General features: G+C 55.8%; 14 protein-coding genes and 1 pseudogene. 9 read left to right on the forward strand and 6 right to left on the reverse strand.

Annotated elements, in window-relative coordinates; translation table 11 throughout:
• Positions 1-339, reverse strand: a pseudogene (locus tag V5E99_RS26950) (hypothetical protein); the annotation flags it as partial.
• A gap of 45 nt (positions 340-384) precedes the next feature.
• Positions 385-981 carry a TetR/AcrR family transcriptional regulator gene (locus V5E99_RS26955; protein ID WP_499805345.1) on the reverse strand — a complete coding sequence of 199 codons (597 nt, stop codon included), beginning with the start codon at positions 979-981 and terminating at the stop codon, positions 385-387.
• A 620-nt stretch (positions 982-1,601) separates the two neighbouring features.
• Between V5E99_RS26955 and V5E99_RS26960 the strand changes: the two genes are divergently transcribed.
• From V5E99_RS26960 to V5E99_RS26995, 8 genes are all read left to right on the forward strand, one after another.
• Positions 1,602-2,615, forward strand: coding sequence for an SDR family oxidoreductase (locus tag V5E99_RS26960; RefSeq protein WP_499805346.1), 1,014 nt, complete (start codon positions 1,602-1,604; stop codon positions 2,613-2,615).
• A 79-nt stretch (positions 2,616-2,694) separates the two neighbouring features.
• The gene (locus V5E99_RS26965) at positions 2,695-4,218 is read left to right on the forward strand and encodes a class I adenylate-forming enzyme family protein (RefSeq protein WP_499805347.1); all 1,524 of its coding nucleotides are present in this window, start codon (positions 2,695-2,697) and stop codon (positions 4,216-4,218) included.
• A complete protein-coding gene (locus V5E99_RS26970) occupies positions 4,205-4,816 on the forward strand; it encodes an HAD-IB family hydrolase (RefSeq protein WP_499805348.1) in 612 nt (203 codons plus the stop codon). Before V5E99_RS26965 ends, V5E99_RS26970 begins: the two co-directional genes overlap by 14 nt.
• Positions 4,817-4,819: 3 nt before the next feature.
• Complete coding sequence (locus V5E99_RS26975; RefSeq protein WP_499805349.1) at positions 4,820-6,580, forward strand: FAD-dependent monooxygenase; 1,761 nt, start codon at positions 4,820-4,822, stop codon at positions 6,578-6,580.
• A gap of 118 nt (positions 6,581-6,698) precedes the next feature.
• On the forward strand, positions 6,699-7,784 hold the full coding sequence (locus tag V5E99_RS26980; protein WP_499805350.1) for an acyl carrier protein: 1,086 nt from the start codon (positions 6,699-6,701) through the stop codon (positions 7,782-7,784).
• Positions 7,785-7,904: 120 nt separating this feature from the next.
• The gene (locus tag V5E99_RS26985; RefSeq protein ID WP_499805402.1) at positions 7,905-11,276 is read left to right on the forward strand and encodes a beta-ketoacyl synthase N-terminal-like domain-containing protein; all 3,372 of its coding nucleotides are present in this window, start codon (positions 7,905-7,907) and stop codon (positions 11,274-11,276) included.
• A gap of 58 nt (positions 11,277-11,334) precedes the next feature.
• A complete protein-coding gene (locus V5E99_RS26990; protein ID WP_499805351.1) occupies positions 11,335-11,808 on the forward strand; it encodes an SRPBCC family protein in 474 nt (157 codons plus the stop codon).
• Positions 11,809-11,944: 136 nt separating this feature from the next.
• The gene (locus V5E99_RS26995; RefSeq protein ID WP_499805352.1) at positions 11,945-12,595 is read left to right on the forward strand and encodes an outer membrane protein; all 651 of its coding nucleotides are present in this window, start codon (positions 11,945-11,947) and stop codon (positions 12,593-12,595) included.
• Between the two features lie 28 nt (positions 12,596-12,623).
• Here V5E99_RS26995 and V5E99_RS27000 read toward each other — a convergent pair whose 3' ends face one another.
• The 3 genes from V5E99_RS27000 to V5E99_RS27010 form a co-directional block, all read right to left on the reverse strand.
• Complete coding sequence (locus V5E99_RS27000; RefSeq protein ID WP_499805354.1) at positions 12,624-13,577, reverse strand: GGDEF domain-containing protein; 954 nt, start codon at positions 13,575-13,577, stop codon at positions 12,624-12,626.
• Positions 13,578-13,580: 3 nt separating this feature from the next.
• Positions 13,581-14,573 (reverse strand): response regulator, encoded by a 993-nt coding sequence (locus tag V5E99_RS27005; RefSeq protein WP_499805355.1) that lies wholly within the window; start codon positions 14,571-14,573, stop codon positions 13,581-13,583.
• Between the two features lie 267 nt (positions 14,574-14,840).
• Positions 14,841-15,797 carry an AraC family transcriptional regulator gene (locus tag V5E99_RS27010; RefSeq protein WP_499805356.1) on the reverse strand — a complete coding sequence of 319 codons (957 nt, stop codon included), beginning with the start codon at positions 15,795-15,797 and terminating at the stop codon, positions 14,841-14,843.
• A 97-nt stretch (positions 15,798-15,894) separates the two neighbouring features.
• Here V5E99_RS27010 and V5E99_RS27015 point away from each other — a divergent pair, with 97 nt between their 5' ends.
• Positions 15,895-16,641: an SDR family oxidoreductase gene (locus tag V5E99_RS27015; RefSeq protein WP_499805357.1), complete on the forward strand. Its 747-nt coding sequence runs from the start codon at positions 15,895-15,897 to the stop codon at positions 16,639-16,641.
• Positions 16,642-16,709: 68 nt separating this feature from the next.
• Here the strand turns inward: V5E99_RS27015 and V5E99_RS27020 are convergent, their stop codons facing one another.
• Entirely contained in the window at positions 16,710-18,197 is a 1,488-nt protein-coding gene (locus tag V5E99_RS27020; protein WP_499805358.1) for a DASS family sodium-coupled anion symporter, read from the reverse strand.
• Positions 18,198-18,381 lie beyond the last annotated feature (184 nt).

Raw genomic sequence — 18,381 nt, forward strand, 5'->3', positions numbered from 1 at the left:
AAGGCGTTCGACCACAACCAGCGGTGTCTTGCTGGTTTGCGAATACAGTACCGCGAAGTTGTCGGAACACAGGGTCAAGGGTTTCATCGTGGCCGACACAATCGCCGTGCTGATCGGTTTTGCTGCCGGGAATAGATCGGCGCAACCGTCAAACGATGCCTGTTTCTGTTGGTTTGAATAGAGGTCCAGGGCCGCGCTCTGGCTGATCGAGCCCGAGCGTGACGCGTGTTCCTGATGCTGGGTGGGCGCGTTGAAAAGGTCCAGCAAACCTCGGGCTTCTGCCCCGGTGGAGAGCAAAACAAGGGCCGACAGCCCAACTGCAATTTTGCGTAGGTGCATGGTTTAATTCTTCAATTGGAACAAAGGTGGGAATTGGTAAATATTTTATAAGGGCTCTGCTGTCTGGATAAGCGAGTTCAATACCAGTTTTATTTCAGAGGCCGGGTCTTTATGCCCCTGCAGTATCAAACCTTCCGACAGCGCAGTGAACGTCTTTGCAAGCGTGGCACACTCCAACGGAGGCTTCTTTCCTGCATGATTGAAGATAATCGTAATCAACTTACCCAAGGCTTCACTATTTTCCTCATGCAGTGCGTAGTAATGCGCTGAGAACTCCTCGTCACGCAAAGCAATTAGTTGTAATTCAGCATCAAGAATCGCACAACAGGTATTATTTTTGAGTGTATCAATGTAAGCATTCAACCCGTGAGTCAGTTCTTCCGATGAATACCCAGCAGCCAGAGTAACCCCCAATCGATCGATTTCAACCCGCTTGAATCTCTGGGTGAGTTGTAGAAGCAAGTCTGACTTGCTTGTAAAGTTTGAAAAAAAAGCGCCCTTTGAAAAACCAGCCTCTTCAGATATCGCGTTGACACTGGCGGCATGAAAGCCTTTCTTAACCATAAGATCAGTAGCAGTATCGAACAACTTGTCTCTTGTTACTTGCTGACTTTCTTCGCGACCTAATCTCTTCTTAATCACACCTTCGGCTCCTCTGGCCAAACAAAATAATATCTACTTGTAACTGAATGCAACAATCTTGCTATTCACTGAAAAATATGGCTTTAACCACTATACCTGATACTAGCCCATCTTAATCAATTTACATTTAAGCTTTTAACAGTGCCATGTAAATGCCATGTAGGGGAACGACGGCTGCGAGATGGGCTGCATCGACAGGTAGCGCCAGTAATGCCAGCGCTTGCAACTACTCATAAAGAGGCGTGATCTCCAGCGTGCTCGGGCATTCCGGCATCCGGCCCCCCCGCGTCCCCCCCCTGATCAATCGAATCGACAAACCCGCCTTGCGACGCTCCCGAGATAAAGACGACAAGCGGAAAAAATTTCCGGCCGATGACCTTGCTCCGCCCACCTCAAGTGAAATCCATGCAGCCTTTAAGTCGTTAACATTATGATTTTTATCGCTTTAATTCAAAATCATGAACATCACTTCTAGGGCTATAACGAAATACCGCTTGATTTTCAGATACCGAATGGTTTTTACTTGCATCGTTGGTTCAGCCAACACCTGATCAGAGCATCGAGGCCCGAGACATCAATCTCAATGCTGCAGCAGGTTACCCCACAGGAGCTGGATTTTAATGGAATATGCCTTTGTTACAGGCGCTACTGGCCTGCTCGGTAATAATTTGGTGCATGCGCTTTTAAAGCGAAATATCAAAGTAAAAGCACTGGTTCGTTCCGTAGAAAAAGCCAAGAAGCAGTTCGGCAATCTGCCTGTCGAGTTTATTGAAGGCGACATGCTTAATGTCGACGCCTTCAGTTACGCCCTACAAGGTTGTGATGCCTTGTTTCATACAGCCGCCTATTTCCGCGACAGTTACAAAGGTGGAAAACACTGGCAGAAACTATATGACACCAATGTCACTGGTACCGAGCGATTATTACAAGCCGCTTATGCCGCCGGCATTCGTCGCGCAGTCCATACTTCATCCATTGCCGTATTGAAAGGCAACAAAGACCAACTCATCGACGAGACGATGTCTCGCAGTGCATCGGACGCCGACGATTACTACTTGAGCAAAATACTGTCCGAGCAAAAAATCCAGGAATTCTTGTTGCAACACCCGGACATGTTCATCGCAATGGTATTACCGGGCTGGATGTTTGGTCCCGGGGATATTGGTCCGACGTCATCAGGACAGTTCCTGCTCGACTTTGTCGAAATGAAATTACCTGGTGTACTGCCTGGAAGCTTTTCCGTAGTCGATGCCCGGGATGTGGCGGAACATCAACTCGCGGCAATGACACGAGGCAGGTCCGGAGAGCGCTATCTGGCCGCCGGTAATCATATGAACATGAAAAGCATTTTCCAGGCGCTCTCCAGTGTCAGCGGTGTAAAAGCACCGGAGCGAAAAATCCCGCTATTCATGCTGCGAGTAATTGCCTTGGTGTATGAAGGCTATTACCGAATCACGAAAAAGCCGGTACTGATCAGCACCTCCACCGTCAAACTGATAGAGCAAGAGTTGGGACGCACTAATTTCAGCCATAACAAAAGCCTGAAAGAATTAGAGTGCAAATTCCGCCCCGTCGCTGAAACACTGACCGACACCCTGGACTGGTATCGGAAAAACAACTACATAAAAGCTTAATTGATATAACTTTTATAATGTCTGCCTCTGTAGATTTTTTTGTCTAACCATTACTTCAAGGATTGAGAGAGGTTGGTAAATGAAAAGCCTTTCATATAAAGAAGGTTTTCTGCATCGTTTCGTCGGTTTTTCAGAATCTTTCCCAGACCACATCGCTATCAGGAACCTGGACGCGGAAGCAGAAACTGTCACCTACCGTGAGTTGCGAATAAAGGCTGAAGAGTGCAACGGTGCACTCAAAAGTCTAGGTGTATTACCAGGCGACAAAGTAGCGGTTGTTCTACCCAATGGGGTGGAGTTCATCGCTTACTACCTGGCGATCATCGGGCGTGGGGCGACTCCGGTTATCCTCAATTACAAACTGACGTCATTCGAAATGAACAGCGTCATCAGCATTGCCCGGCCGGCGCTGGTCGTGACGACCGAAACACTGTTCGAACAACATCGCGAGACATTTCAGCCGGACTACGGTGTTCATCACGCCTTGTTGTTGAACGCCGCAAGCGAGCCATCCTCGCCGCTGCCCGACAACGCAACGGCCGATTCTCGACTGGTTAGACAGGCCGAACCGTTGTTACTGCCCGAAGGCAATCCGATCGTGTCGGTGCAGTTCACCTATAGGGGCACCGGTAAACCTCTGGCCGTTTCCCACCGTTACCTCGACCTGACGCAATCGAGCGATGGTTTGCATGAGCAATTTCACCTTCAAGGGGTCGGCTCCGTTCATCTGGTGACGCTGCCGCTGTATGCCATCTTCGGACTGTCCGTGATGATGGTCTTTCCATTGAGCGTGGGCGCCACCCTGTTAATGACCAACACCCTGCTCAACAGGGACCTGGCGGAGATCTTGTCCGAGCATCAGGTCACCTTTGCCTGCCTGGTACCCGACGTCATTCGCTACTTCAATACGCGACTGGCCAAACGCAAAGGCGCGCTTTTGCCGATGCACCCGCAACTGATGATTTATTCAGGAGGCAGCCATCTACCGGCGGACGAAGCCGAGAAACTCGGAAGGCTGCTGGGGTGCAATCCGGTGCTGCAAGGCTATGGCTTGACCGAAAGCATGCCGGTGATTGTCCAGAGTTCGATTGGCGAGGTTCATCGCGGCGCCATGGGGCAACCGATTCGTAACGTAGAGCTGAGGGTCGTCGACGCACAAGGTCTAGACGTCGCGCCCGGGCGTATCGGCGAACTGCTGATACGCGGCTCGATGGTGATTGACGGATACAACGACGCCGTGGACGCCAATGCCCGGTTCTTCCGGGATGGCTGGCTACACACGGGGGATCTGGTCTGGCGGGACGACGATGGACATGTGTTTTTCTATTGCCAACGCCTGCGAATCTCGAAAATAAAAGCACAAATGGTCGACCTGACCGAAATCGAATCCATTGCCCTGAAGCATCCTGGCGTGGTCCGCGCGAAGGCTTACATCGTTCCAGACACCAAAGAGGTCAACGTGTTGCACCTGTGCGTTGCGGGGTACGGCGACCTGACCCAGAGCGCTATTTCCACCCAGCTCTCGCGTTACCTCTCAGGCTTCAAACTGCCCAGAACCATCGAGATTGTCTCTCTCAAGGAAGAGATCCATGCAAGCAACTAGCACACAACCGGTACTGGCCGTTTTCGACTTCGACGGCACATTGACCGACAGGCACACGTTCTGGCGGTACATGCGTTTTATCGTCGGGACGCAATCGTTTTGGCTGAGGATCGTTCCGCTGCTGCCAAAAATGCTCAGCGTGATCGTTGGCATCACACCGTTGATGCAGGCACGCCTGGCATTCATTGCCTGTTACCTGGGCGGCCTGTCAGTTGAGCAAGAGCGCGAACACGCCAAGTATTTCATTACCGAACAGCTACCCCTCTGGCTCAGGCCCGAGGCCCTGCGCCGCCTGCAATGGCACCAGTCCATGGGGCATGTCACCGCGCTGGTCAGCAACTCGCCGGAGAACTACCTGCTTCCCTGGGGGCAGGCAGCAGGTTTTGACTACGTATGCGGCACCCGCCTGGCGACCGCGAAGAACAAACTGACCGGCGGGATATCGGGCACTAACTGTGTTGAGAGAGAGAAAGTCACACGGCTCAAAGGCTGTTTGAACAACCTTGATGACTTTTACATTTATGCCTACGGCGACTCGTCAGGCGACGATGCGCTGCTCGGCATTGCCAACTCTCCCTTCTATAGAAACTGGTACTGACCGATGAACACTCTGAGCACCTTGGCACCCAAGCATTTCGGCCCCGGTAACACTCCGACAGTGATGATCGTCGGCGCTGGCCCTATTGGCCTGTCCCTGGCAATCATGTTGAAAAAGTGGGGCGTCTCCTTTCGCATTATTGAAAAGAATGCCGGCCCCTCGACCGCAACCAAAGCGATGGCCATCCATTCCAGAACCCTGGAAATTTTTCGAGATCTGGGGGTTGCCGATCAGGCCATCAGCGACGGGTTCACGATCAACCAGTTTTCGGTGCAGTCGAACGCCAAACGGGTGCTCAACTACAACTTCTCCTACCTGGATACCACCTATCCCCTGCTCCTCAGCCTGCCACAGCCGCAAACAGAAAAAATTCTGCTTGAGCGACTTAATGCGCTGGGGGTGGATGTGGAGTGGAGTACCGAACTGGTCGACATAGAAAACCAGCCGGGATCTGTGCGAATGACGCTCCATCATGCCGATGGCCGCGACGAAGCCTTCGCCAGTCGCTGGGTAGTCGCGTGCGACGGTGCTCGCAGCAACATCAGAAAACGTCTTGAGATGACCTTCGAAGGATCGTCTTACGACCGATTCTTCATGCTGGCCGATGCCGATATCGAGTGGTCTGGAAGCAAGGACGAAGGGGCTTTCTTCCTCGGTGCGCAGGATGGTTATGTGGCGGTCGCGCCGATCAGCGCCCAGTCCCGTTATCGGCTGTTCATCGAGATGCCCTACGACCTGCCGCCAGAAGGTGAGCGCCCGTCCCTGAGCCTGGAGAACTTTCAGCGGTTGTGCGAAGGACGCGGGCAAAAGATGACGCTGTCCAATATTTCATCGACCACGATCGCCTCTTTCCAACATCGTCGCGTGCAGTCGCTGCAACAAGGCTCTGTGTTTCTGGTGGGCGATTCGGCGCATATCGGCAGCCCGATCGGTGGGCAATGGATGAACCTGGGCGTTTCCGAAGCCTACAACCTGGCGTGGAAAATGGCCTATGTCGATCAGGGCCTGGCGGATCAATCACTGCTGGATAGCTACAACGAAGAGCGCTACCCGGTCGCCCTGGAAGTGGAGAACACCGCACACCGACTGACTGGGCTGATTACGCTTAGGCATCGCGCCCTCGTCTGGCTGCGGGACAATGTTCTGCCACTGTTGAGCAACCGACGTAAAGTTCAGCGCAAGTTGCCTACGATGATTTCCGGCCATCAATATCACTACGGTAAAAGTGATTACTTTCAAGAATCGCTGACAAAAAAGCAGCGCATGAATTGGGACAAAAAAGGCAAGAAACCCGAATTCCCGACGTCTGCGCCCCGCGCAGGTCAACTGGCGCCGGATGTCGAGTTGTGGCAACTGCAAGGGTTGCCGCCTAAACGCTTGATTGACTTGTTCCAGGGCACTTTCACGCTGCTGATTTTTAGCGCGGCCGATCAGTTTTCACCCTTGTTACCGGGCTATTACTCGCTGGCCGAGTCGGTGGAGAAGGATTACCCAGGCATCAAGGCGTATTGCATCATCGATGCTCTGGGCAGCGCCGATCTGCCGCGTTGGCACTCGACGTTGCTGGACCCCGATTGGCGGCTGCACAAGCGCTACCATGCCAAAGAGGGCACATTGATGCTGATTCGTCCTGACGGCTACATCGCTTTCCAGGGGGCTGATGCAATCACGCTCTTCACTTATCTGAACGTAAGATCCGGGCTGCTCAAGGGAGCCAGAAAAACAACATCTTCCGAGATCGACATAGTAGAACTCCAACTTTAAGTCTCTATATGGCTACTGCCGGTTTGCTTCATTGAGTGACACAAGGCCCGCCCCTGGGCCATGACTTTTGATTTCTTGTTGATAGAAAACATATACCGACTTTGGTTAGGAGAACCTCATGCGCGTCCAACTCAACGATGTTGTGCAGGAATTCATCGTGTCCAATGGAAAAATAGCCCATAGCTATTTCTCTCTTTCAGAAAAAATCATTGATTCACTTTGCGATTCCAATATCGAAAAAGAATCAATATTGATGCGTGTACTGGAGCAGGCCGAATCGGTCACTGCGCATTACTTCAATGCGCATCAACAAGTCCTGGAAGGCGTTTATGCCCACGGGGTTGAAGCGCCAGTCAACAAAAGTTTGCCAGTCCTGGAGCCCGTGCACTCGAACCCGGTAGTGCTGGCATCGGCCCCCGTTGTGCAGCAAACGCCTGCGCTCAGCTACGGGCAATGGCTGCGCGCCGAAATAAGCTCGGTCACTGGATTCAAAAGGGAACAAATCGACTTCGATCAAAGTTTCGAGAGTCTGGGCATCGACTCCTTGGGGCTGGTCGATATTTTCGAGTCCCTGGCTCAGCACTTCCCGGAAAAGAAAGAGCTCACCTCATCGCTCTTTGATGCGCCCTCGCCTACTGTTTTGCTGGCACGGCTTGACGCCAATCCGCAGGCACCTGCCCTGGATGTCGAAGCCTGGGTACTTGATCAACTGGCGACGATCACCGGTTTTACGGTTGAGCAGATCGACCAGAAGCAAAGTTATGAAAGCCTGGGCCTGGACTCCCTGGTGCAACTGGACTTCCAGGAAGCCGTTGTCGCTGTGTGGCCGCAACTCAAGGCCAACAGCACTGAGTTGGTCAACGCCAAGTTTCCACAAGAAACTATCGCACTGATTAAAGCCGCCCTGGCCTCCCCCGAGTCGACCTCAGTGGTACTCAGCGAAGCACAACCAACAAGCACCACAGCCCCTCAAGAGCAGATAAGCCATCAGCTTTTAAACGCCCTGTCCCCGCTGATCCCCGACGCCCAAACGTCGATCGACATCAAGATGCCTTTCGCACAGTTGGGGCTCAGCGGTTTTGCCCGAGAAACACTCTGCCAATCAATGGCGCAACAGTGCCCTGTCAGCGAATTTGCCGGTGAGGCGCTGATGTCACGGCGTACCCCGCAAGACGCAGTGTCGTTGCTGACAAGACTGGGCTGAGCCGTTGTAGCAAATGGAATGGAATCCGGGTGATCGCAAAGGTCACCCAGCATTTTGACAACCGGGAGAACGGATATGAGTGGCGCGGTAGCGACAGAGGACGATTTTTGTTTCAGTGCAATGGCAGGAGAGTTTCCCGGGGCACCGTCAACGGATGCGCTTTGGCACTTGCTCTCGCAGGGACAGGTGGCGCCCATTCATTCGATGCTGACACGCTGGGAGCTGAACAAAGCGTCCATCTATTCAGCCAAGAAAGGCGAAAAAGATCGCACTTACCTGGACAGTGCTTATTGCCTGACGGACGACGCATCGACCCCCTCGCGGCATGAAGGACGGCAGGTCGCCATCGGCAAGAAAGTGCTCCAGACACTCCTCACCCAGCTCGCCGCGCAAGGCTCGGTATTGATCAACGAGCGCACGGCGTTGGTGGTCGCGACGTCTTGGAGTGATGAGAGTTACTTCGTCACGGGCGTCAGCGGAACAGCCGATACACCACGGGGCTATACGCCAGGTGAACAAGTTGCCGAGCTGGCGGCGACTTTCGCTTTGGGTGGCCCGGCATTATCGGTAGACACCGCCTGCAGTTCGTTCCCCTACGCCATCGACATGGCTCAAGCCTTAGTCAACAGCGGCCAGGCGGATAACGCGATTGTCATGGCACTGAACACCGTACTGCCGCCAGCGCTGTTTCTGGGATTCTCGCAGCTCACAGCCTTTTCCTCCCGAGCCCAAATGCAGGCGTTCGGACAGGACGCTGACGGCATTGTGCCCGGCGAATGCGCGGTTGCCTTTCTGGTCGAGCCAGTCTCCGGGGCCTTGATTGCCAAGCGCCGCCCCCTGGGGGTTTTGCGGGCATTGGGACTCTCGGCCGATGGCGCCGAAGGCTCAGTGTTTGCGCCTGGCAAACAGGCTCAGTGCACGGCTTACCAGCGTGCCTATGCCGGTATTGATCCCAACGACGTGGACTACATCGAGACCCATGGCACCGGTACTCCGCTGGGGGATGCGACAGAACTGGATTCGTTGAACAGCTTCTTCGCCCCTCATCGCACCGCTGGCAAAAAGATAACGATCGGTTCGATCAAGTCGGTCATTGGTCACCCATTGGCCGCCGCTGGAGGCGCTTCACTGGCCAAAGCGCTGATGATCTTGCGTCACAAGGGTATTCCACCTCAGCCCGACTACCGCCCCAGCGCAAAAGTCGATGAGACTTGCCTGCAGTTGGCCACAGAGCAGGTACAACCCCTTGCCGATCGTCAGTCGGCGATCCGGGTCGGCATCTCCAGTTTTGGTTTTGGCGGCGCCAATGCGCATCTGGTGGTGGAGGAATACATCCCCGACAACCGCCCTGCCATCCCCCGGGTCGCCCCCGGCGTGCTGATGCTGGACTTGGCCATTGTCGAAGCCGAAGCGGCGATCGGCAGTCACTTCTCCTTGCAGTCACTCAAGCAACAACTCGATCATCCCGCAGCACCGTCAGTCAGCTTCCCTTATGGACGCTTCGTTGATTGCGCGGCCACTGCGGGTCAGCCTTTGCTGGGCCAATTCCTCGCGCAGGATCGCGTCATTGATATCGACGGTTTCGGCATGGGCCCAAAACCACTGGCACATGTCGATCCGTTCAAGCTGTTGATCACCGATCGGATCAATCATCTACTGCGACGCTTGCCGGGTGTGGCCGGTTCATCCGGGACCGCGATGGTCATGTGCTGCAACATGGGTGGGGAGCGTTTCAGCAATGCGTATAGCGGCGCCCACACGTTCTACTCCCAGGCCCAAGGCGTGCCACCGGGTGTCGAAGTGACGGACGTGGCAACCATGTTGCCGAACATGCTGTCCGGCTACCCGGCGAAAATTTTTGACTTCAAAGGCTTCCATCAAACCCTGGTTGGCACTCCCGGTTTGTTTTGGCAAACCTTGCTGGCATCGCCGCAATGGTTCAAGGAAGGCGTGACGACTCTCTTGCTCGGTGCCGGGCGTTTTATCAGTGGCGAAATAGAGATCGAACGCGCCCGGCACTCGGCGACACTGCAAGGTGAAGGGTTGGGGGTGATTGCGCTGCGTCCCTATCGACCAGGCTCCAGCGACAAGCCTTTACTGGTGATCCGCGCAGCGGTGCTGGGCCATGCGGCGAACTCGCTGGAAGAAGCTTGCCAACTGCTGGGCAAAGAACGGAGTCAATACCAGCACATTGAGGTCTGCGAGCTGCAACCGGACGCAACGCATCCAAGCAGCTCACTGCAAGAGATGACCGGTTTCCTGGCGGAAGCCAGTGGCATCGAAACCCTGTTGGCGGTGCTGTTGCGTGCCTCGGCTCACACGGTGATCGAGGTGCGCGAGGCCGGCAAGGCCGTGCTGTGGTTATTTACTGAAAAGCTTCAGGAATGGCGACCGGCTGCAATCGAATCCGCCACTGCCGTCAAGCACCCGTTCACGTTGCGTTTCGCTCACGCGGCGCCCCAGGAACTGCAACCCGTCATTCCGCCTGCCCGTCCTGTCAGCCTGGTCAGGGAACCGCGTCACGACGGCGTCGATGTGCTGGAACTCAGTAACTTGCTGACCAGCACCGTGCTCTCAGGACTGCGTGTCAGAACTCGTGCCATGGAGGGGCTTTTCGCCCTGCACCGTGGGTCTGATGCCCAGCGCCCCGCGCACTGGAAACGTCGCCCGGAAAATAGTGTGATCACCAACGTCCAGCGTGGCCCTCAGTCACTGCACGCCCAGCTTGTGGTGAATGAAGCGCACCCGTATTTCTTCGACCATCCCCTTGATCACATCCCTGGCATTTTATTGCTCGAAGGCGTGTTGCAACTGATTGAACTGGCCACGCCGCCCCTGAGTGGCCGAGTCGCCTATGTCAAAACCCTGAGCATCAAGTTCCAGCAATACGTGCAGAAACAGGGCGCGATTGATATTCATCTGGAACAAGGCAACGACCCACAGGTGTTCAATGCCAAGGTCATGCAGACCGGCAAGCTGATGTGCACGTGCGTTCTTGGCATGGCCTACAACTCGGCGTTCGAGACGTCGCCCGCCGGCGAGTTCACGGCTACACGCTGCCGCGACAAGGCGTTGCTGCACAAGGCCCGAGAAGAAAACATCATCGTCAGTGACATGAGCGGTATCACCCAGGGCTTGAGCGTAGACACGGTAAAAGTGCCGGAGGAGCACATCTTCCAGGAGGGCGACCCGGAGCACTATTCGATGGTCTATTTCCTCGAAGTTGCTCGCCAGTGCTACATGCAGATTGCCCACCGTTATCTGCAAATCCCACTCAATACCCCGATGAACCTGCTGGCCTTGAGTTTCACCCTGGATCGGCCCATCCCCAGGAACAGCCCTCTGTCGTTGGCACCGCAAGCCGGTTTTGACGCACAGGATCAGCCATTCAAAACGAACCGCATCTATATCGACCTGTTCAATCGGGGCGAAAAAATCGGTCAGGCCAGTATTACCGCTCAAGTGTTGAGTCAATCCGCGCCCGCTGCGTAAGGCATTGAGTTGCCTCACGCTCCAGCATGACCGCGCCCCACACAACGAAGGTGTCGCCGTGAACGATGTAAATGTACAAGTCAGCGTCAAATCGCCGCCTTCTGAAATCTGGAAGATCTGGAGCAACTTCTCCGACGCGCCGTTATGGGATACCGACGTCCGCCATTGTGAACTCGATGGTCCGTTCCAGCCTGGAACACGGGGCAAGTGCATCCTCAAGAATGGCCTGAACATGCCGCTGAAACTGGAAGCGGTGCGAATGCATGAAAGCTATCGGAACACCGCAAGACTGCTTTGGATCGACCTCGAGTTCGATCACCAGATGTATCGACTTTCCCCCGCTGAAACCCGGGTCACCCACAGCGCAAAAATCTCCGGCCCCTTGAGTTTTTTATACCGCGCGCTGTTACGAAAAATGCTGACGGCAGCCATGACCACCGCACTGGAAAACCTGCGCACGCTGGCAGAACAACGAGCGCATGTGATGAGCCATCTCGTGCCTGACAATCCTGACACGCATTGGCAACGCTGATGAAAGACCCCGGGAGCGGGCGTGTTGAACGCTCACGCCTGAGCCCCCCTTCGCTTACTTATCGATAACGGCACACTTCGGACCGAGCATGAACCTACTCAAAAGCACTCAGTATCTTGTTACAGGAATCATTGGCATGGGCTTTATCACCCCGGCGTCCAGTTCCGCCGACACGCTCGGCCCTTACATCGGTGTCATGGGCGGCCTGAACTGGGTTGCCGCGCAGGACCTTAATCAGAACCACCTCGATTTTGTCGAAATGCAGTTCAACCAACCGCTGGACTCCGGCTACGCCACCGGACTGGCACTGGGCTGGCGATTTCCCGTCGGCCTCAGGCCTGAACTGGAGCTCAGCTACCGCAAAAACACCCTGACCCAGTTCAATCACCGGGTCTACGAAGGCGGCGGGAGCATCCCCGGCAAAGGCAAAGAGGAAGTCACCAGCCTGATGGCCAACCTCTGGTATGACGTCTTGAATCTGCCGGCGCCCTTCAGTCGGTTCACGCCCTACATTGGCGGCGGCCTGGGCTACAGCACTGTGTCGATCAGTGGCCTGGAAGCCGGCGGCGTGCACTTCGGCGATACTCATCGCGACACCGTATCGGCCTACCAACTTGGGGCCGGGGTAGGTTTCGAGCTCACCGATCAATGGTCCATGTCCCTGGATTATCGATACCTCAAGACTCGCGATGCGCACTTCGGTGACATTCAGGGCCTGCCCCAAGGCGATGTACGCACGGGCTACAGCGCCCAGTCATTAATGCTCGGCCTGCATTATGGGTTTTAAGCGGTTACACAGATCGGCGCCTGGCACGCTACTCGGATACCGTCACCCGATTACGCCCGGCGCTCTTCGACACATATAGCGCCTGGTCCGCCCTGGCAATCAGGTCGGCGTGGCTGGTCGAAGACGAGCTCAGGTCGGCCACGCCCAGGCTGATAGTGAAACGGATGCGGTGCCCATCATGCAGGACTTCCAGCGCTTCGACGGCCTGGCGCAGCCGCTCGGCAAAAAAATGGGCGCCGACCTTGTCGGTGTCCGAAAGCATTACTGCGAACTCCTCCCCTCCATAACGCCCCGCTACATCGCTGTCGCGCACATGTTCGCGGACCAGCCTGGCCACTTGTTCAATGACCTGATCGCCCGCCGGGTGGCCATAGGTATCGTTGACGCGTTTGAAGTGGTCGATATCAAACATCACAAGGCTGGTGGCATTGCCATAGCGCTGATGTCGGGCAAAAGCGACTTTCAGGCTTTCCTCCCAATGGCCGCGGTTATACAGCCCCGTCAGCCGATCAGTACTGGAGAGTTGTTGTAATTGGACATTAACCGCCTGGAGCTGATGCCGATTGGTTGCGACATCGGTGACGTCATAGATCACCAGGCAAATATGATTGATGTGGCTGTCGGTGGAGCGTAACGGCAACAACGTAGTGTTCTGGTACATGAACTCTTCCTGGCCGGTGATCGGCTGGTAGTTCTTGAAACGCACCAGATAAGGTCGCTGCTCCCAGATCGTGAACGCTGGCGTCCCCAGAGTGGCGACACTTTCCACCTTGCGGGTGAACCATTCGCGATTCACTTCGGGAAACAAACCAAAAAAACACTGATTGTGAGCGTCCTTGGGCTGCACGCCGGAGCGGTTCTCCATAAAGGTGTTCCACACCTGCACACGATAATCACGGTCCAGCACCACCACCCCGACATCGATGCTCTGGACGATCGCCAGCAACCAATGGAATTCATTCAGATCGATCGAATCGTTCATGGCTCAGTTCATCAGGTAGGCGAGTTTATGGGTTAACCGTTCGATGGAGTCTTCCGTAAACAGCAACAACAAGTCGAAGCGAATATCGTGCCCTTCCAGGCTGTAGCTGATTTCCACCGCCAAGGTCTTTTTCCAGTGCTGCCGGTTGACCCGGATCAGTTCGTCGATAGCCGTGTGTTGGCCGAGGACTTGTGGATGGCCTTGGGAAAACACCACATCAATCTGTTCCGCAATACTGCTCAGGCAAGCGCCAATCAGAACACTGGCCAGGTCCAGCAGCATTTCCAGGTCCGAATACTCGGCGCTTTGTCGTTGCATCAATTGGGCGATGTCGGCAATTTCCGAATCGTGGAACATCAGCAACGCTTCGCCGGCGATGCCACTGCCGATAAATCCCTGGCAGATGGCCGTGAGATCCTTGCAACTGCCGGCGTCGCTCAAGGCCATGTGCAATTCGCCGACTTCAAGGATGTTCACGTTCGGTACCGGTAACTGGACAAAGACCCCCAACACTTTTGCGATCAATGCTGCCGCCCGGCCGATGGCAACGTTAACTGTTTCGCGGAATGCATCTTGGAAACTGATGACCGTGCTCGCCGCCGGACGACTCCCTGGAGCAGGCTGGCCGACTTCTGCCAAAAGGCCCAGTTGGCTAAGCGTCTGGCGCAACTCGCTTTCGTCGAAAGGCTTTTTCAGGAACGCCAGTGCTCCCAGCTCATGCACCCGGCGCACCGCTTCTTCCTGAACGTCACCGGAGATCACGATGACTTGCGCCATCAATCCTTCGGCACGTATAGCGCTCAATACTTGGTAACCGTCCATTTCCGGCATGGTCAAGTCAAGCAGTACTACCTTGCCCAGCCCCTGCCGGATAGCGTCCATTCCCTGGCGACCATTACTGGCCTCGGTGACCGAAACCGGCCAGTCAGCCGGCAGCGCCCGTAACACCTGCTTTCGGGCCATGTTGGAGTCGTCACATACCAGTAGAGGGATCACTAACCATCTCCGCGTTCATCGCCTTGGGCATCAGGAAAAACCTGTGACATAGCGGCATTTTTTATAAAAGACAAACTAAGTTGTGGTTTTTTCTTCAACACACACGCCGAGTGTTCATTCAGGGACAAGATTGATAACGCTTGTGAGTCGCGGCCTCCCTGTCGTGGCCGATGTATTCATCAACATGAAAGCATAAAGCAGTCCAGCAAAGTCATTGTGATGGTGATCAACACACTGAATGGCTTGGGAATTAGAACACTGCACGGTTTATTGCTTCCCGTTGAGAGGGGTTTTCGTGGGCCGGGGGTCTGTCGTCAACGGCCTGAGACCCGCGCCTCTGGCGTAGTGGCTGGGCGGCACGCCAACGTGCCGGGTGAACGCGGTGCTGAACGCACTGGCGGAACGGTAGCCGACGCCTTCAGCAATCTCGGCCATGCCCTGTTGCGTGCGACGAAGCAAATCCTTGGCGACGGCCATCCTCCACACCAACAGGTATTCCATCGGCGCCTGGCCCAGGGTGCTGATGAATCGCTTGAAAAACGCAGAACGCGAAAGTGTGGCAATGCCTGCCAATTGCGCCACCGTCCACCCATGTGCGAGGTTTGCGTGCATCTGTCGCAGCGCCTTGGACAGGCGCGGATCAGTGAGCCCGCGTAACAGGCCAGGGGGCGTCTGCTGCGCCGTTATGGAGCGCAACGCCTCGATCAGCAGCACCTCGACCAACCGCGTCAGAATCAACTCACGGCCCACTTCCTGCGCCGTCGACTCTTCACGCAGCAGCCGCACCAGTGTCGCCAGGCGCTCGACGCCGCGCACGTGCACGCACCCCGGGAGCATCGCCACCAGCAACGCCGCGTCGGGAGACTCAAAGTCGAAATGACCACCCAGCAGCCGCACATCCGCAGGCCCCTCGGGATCGCCGTGGCGCAATTCGTCTGTCTGAGTGGTGCCATAAACCGGCACCATCGCGACCGGTTCAACAGGATCGAACCCGGAGAGTGTGAAAGCAGGTGTCTTCGGCAACAGCAGAAAATCACCCGCTAGCAGGATCATTTCAGGCTGCCCATCGACGGCCAAACGACAACTGCCCTCCAGGACTGCACAGAAACTCGGCAGGCCAAATTCGCAATAACGCACGCCCCAGCGCCCGGCGCCGCTGATGCCTTTGGAAAACACGGCGCGGGGTTTGAGCAGCGCGATAACGTCAGACAGCGGATCGCTCATAAGGAGACTTATACGAATGAAATGTGGACTTCAGATTATAGAGAGTCTTAAGCGGTAAGGTTATCTTCGTCATGGTACCCACCACCTGGAAACACCCATGAAAACCGTTCTAATCACTGGTTGCTCGTCTGGTTACGGCCTTGAAACAGCGCGTTACTTCCTCGCCAAAGGCTGGAACGTGGTCGCCACCATGCGCAGACCCGACACGGCGCTGCTGCCAGCCTCGGAGCGCCTGCGTATCCTCGCGCTCGACGTGACCGAGCCGCAGAGTATCGCCGCAGTACTTCAAGCCAGTGGGCCGATTGATGTGCTCGTCAATAACGCCGGCATCGGCCTGTTCGGTGCTTTCGAAGCGACGCCTATGGCCACTGCACGACAAATTTTTGAAACCAACACTTTCGGCGTGATGGCCATGACCCAGGCAGTGATCCCGCAGATGCGCGCCCGCCATTCAGGGGTTGTGGTGAACGTCACCAGCAGTGCGACCCTGGTGTCCATGCCGATGGTCGCCGTGTACACCGCCAGCAAACAGGCCATCGAAGGTTTTACCGGCTCACTGGCCCTGGAACTGGCCACCTTCAACGTCAGCGCCAAACTGGTGGAACCTGGCTACGCCCCCACCACCCGCTTCAGCGATAACGCCGGCGAACGTATGGCGGGGATGATTCCCGAGGCGTACGTCGACTTTGCTCAACGTATTTTTGCCACGTTGGGCGCCGCACAATGCACCACCGAACTCGACGTGGCTGAGACCGTCTGGCGCGCGGCAAACGATACGACCGGGCAATTGCACTTCCCCGCAGGTGCGGATGCCCAGGCATTGGCGGCTAAATCACGCCTTTGATGCAGTACAGCGAGTGCCTGCCCTTTGGCAAGGGCGACGTCAACGATCAGGGGTGGCTCGGGGTCGCCTCACATCCACCCCAGCCACGCCCAGTAAGTACTGGCAAACACCAACAGCAAGCCATAACCGATCAGCGTAATCACCACGCCAACCCGGGCGAATTGTTTTGGATTGAAGGTGTCTGTGCCCAGGCACACCATATTTTGCGGCGCATTGATGGGCAGTATGAAGCCGAAGCTGACGACGAATCCCAGCAGCATGGTCATGCCCAATCGACTGAAATCCCCGGGCAGGGTTTGCAGGACAGCCATCAGGATCGGAAGCAACGCCGAGGTCAGCGCGGTGGCACTGGCAAAGCCCAAATGGATCAGGATGAGAAAAGCACTGAGGACCGCAAACACCCCCAACGTGCCGATCTTGTCCAGGCCCGTATGGCTGACAACCTGGACACCCAGCCACTGCCCGGCCTGGGTGGTCAACAGCGCGGTCCCCAGGCTGATGCCGACGCCGAAGACAATTACCGTACCCCACGGAATCCGGGCTTGAACGTCTTTCCAGGTCATCACACCGAAACGGGGCAGCAACAACAGAACCAGCCCGGCATACGTGGTCGAGGTTGTATCGAAAGCATGCAACTTGCCTTCAGTCGCCCAGCCCAAAAGCAGCAGGCCAGAGACCAATGCCAGGCGTTTCTGCGCCCCTGTCATGGGGCCCAATTCAGCCAGGCTAGCCACGATGGCAGCCTTGCCACCGGGCACGGTGTCAGTTTCGGGGGGCAACATTTTCAGCACAATGAAGATCAACACCATCGACATGATGATGGCCCATGGCGCGCCGGCGATAAACCAGTCGATCCATGACACACGCTGGCCGAGCATCTTGTCCATGAAGCCGACTGTCAGCAAATTCTGCGCAGCGGCGGTTTGAATGCCGACGTTCCAGATACTCGTCCCCTGCGCCACGATGATCATGATGCCCGCAGCGATATTGGAACGCTTGGCGACCCCGAATGCGGCGATCACACCCATCATGATCGGTACCACGCAAGCGCTTCGCGCCGTGGCGCTAGGCACTACCAGACTCAGCAACACGATGACAACCATGGCGCCCAGCAGTATTCGCCGAGTACTGCCGCCGACTTTCGCCAGCGTTACCAACGCGATACGCCGATCCAGCCCGGTGTGCGTCATCGCGGCGGCAATAAACAGCGCACCGACCACCAGCGCCAGGGCCGGATTGGAAAAGCCGCTGAGCGCCATCGTGATCCCGGCCGACGAACCATACGTCAGTGAAGGGTTTTGAAGCGTGGGTGCCGTGCCGATCAGTAGGGCCATCAGCGACGTAATCATGATCGCGCTGGCTTCGTAAGACACCGCTTCGGTAACCCACACCGTCACCGCAAATACGAGAATGGCCAACATCCGTTGCCCGGCAACGGGCAGATCCGCAGGCAATGGCAGGATCAATACGATCACTAACGCAAGGCATGCCGCGATCAGCCCTGACGGAAACTGAACCGATACCGATGGTGTCGCCTGGGGGCTTGGGTCGCTCATCAATTGCTTCCCTCAAAGGGTGCCGAAAGGCTGACTGAATACTGTATTCATATTCAGCCACCAACGGCGGGTGATGAGTTTGAGCCAGGTCAAGGTTGCGGAGCACAATGGGAAACGTGCAGGTGTGGAAAGGTTAATCGCAGCGCAAAGAGCGCCTTGAGCAAACCCGGCTAGGCACATTCAC

This window comes from Janthinobacterium sp. LPB2021202312-11-4 (assembly GCF_037049705.1).
GTDB lineage: Bacteria > Pseudomonadota > Gammaproteobacteria > Pseudomonadales > Pseudomonadaceae > Aquipseudomonas.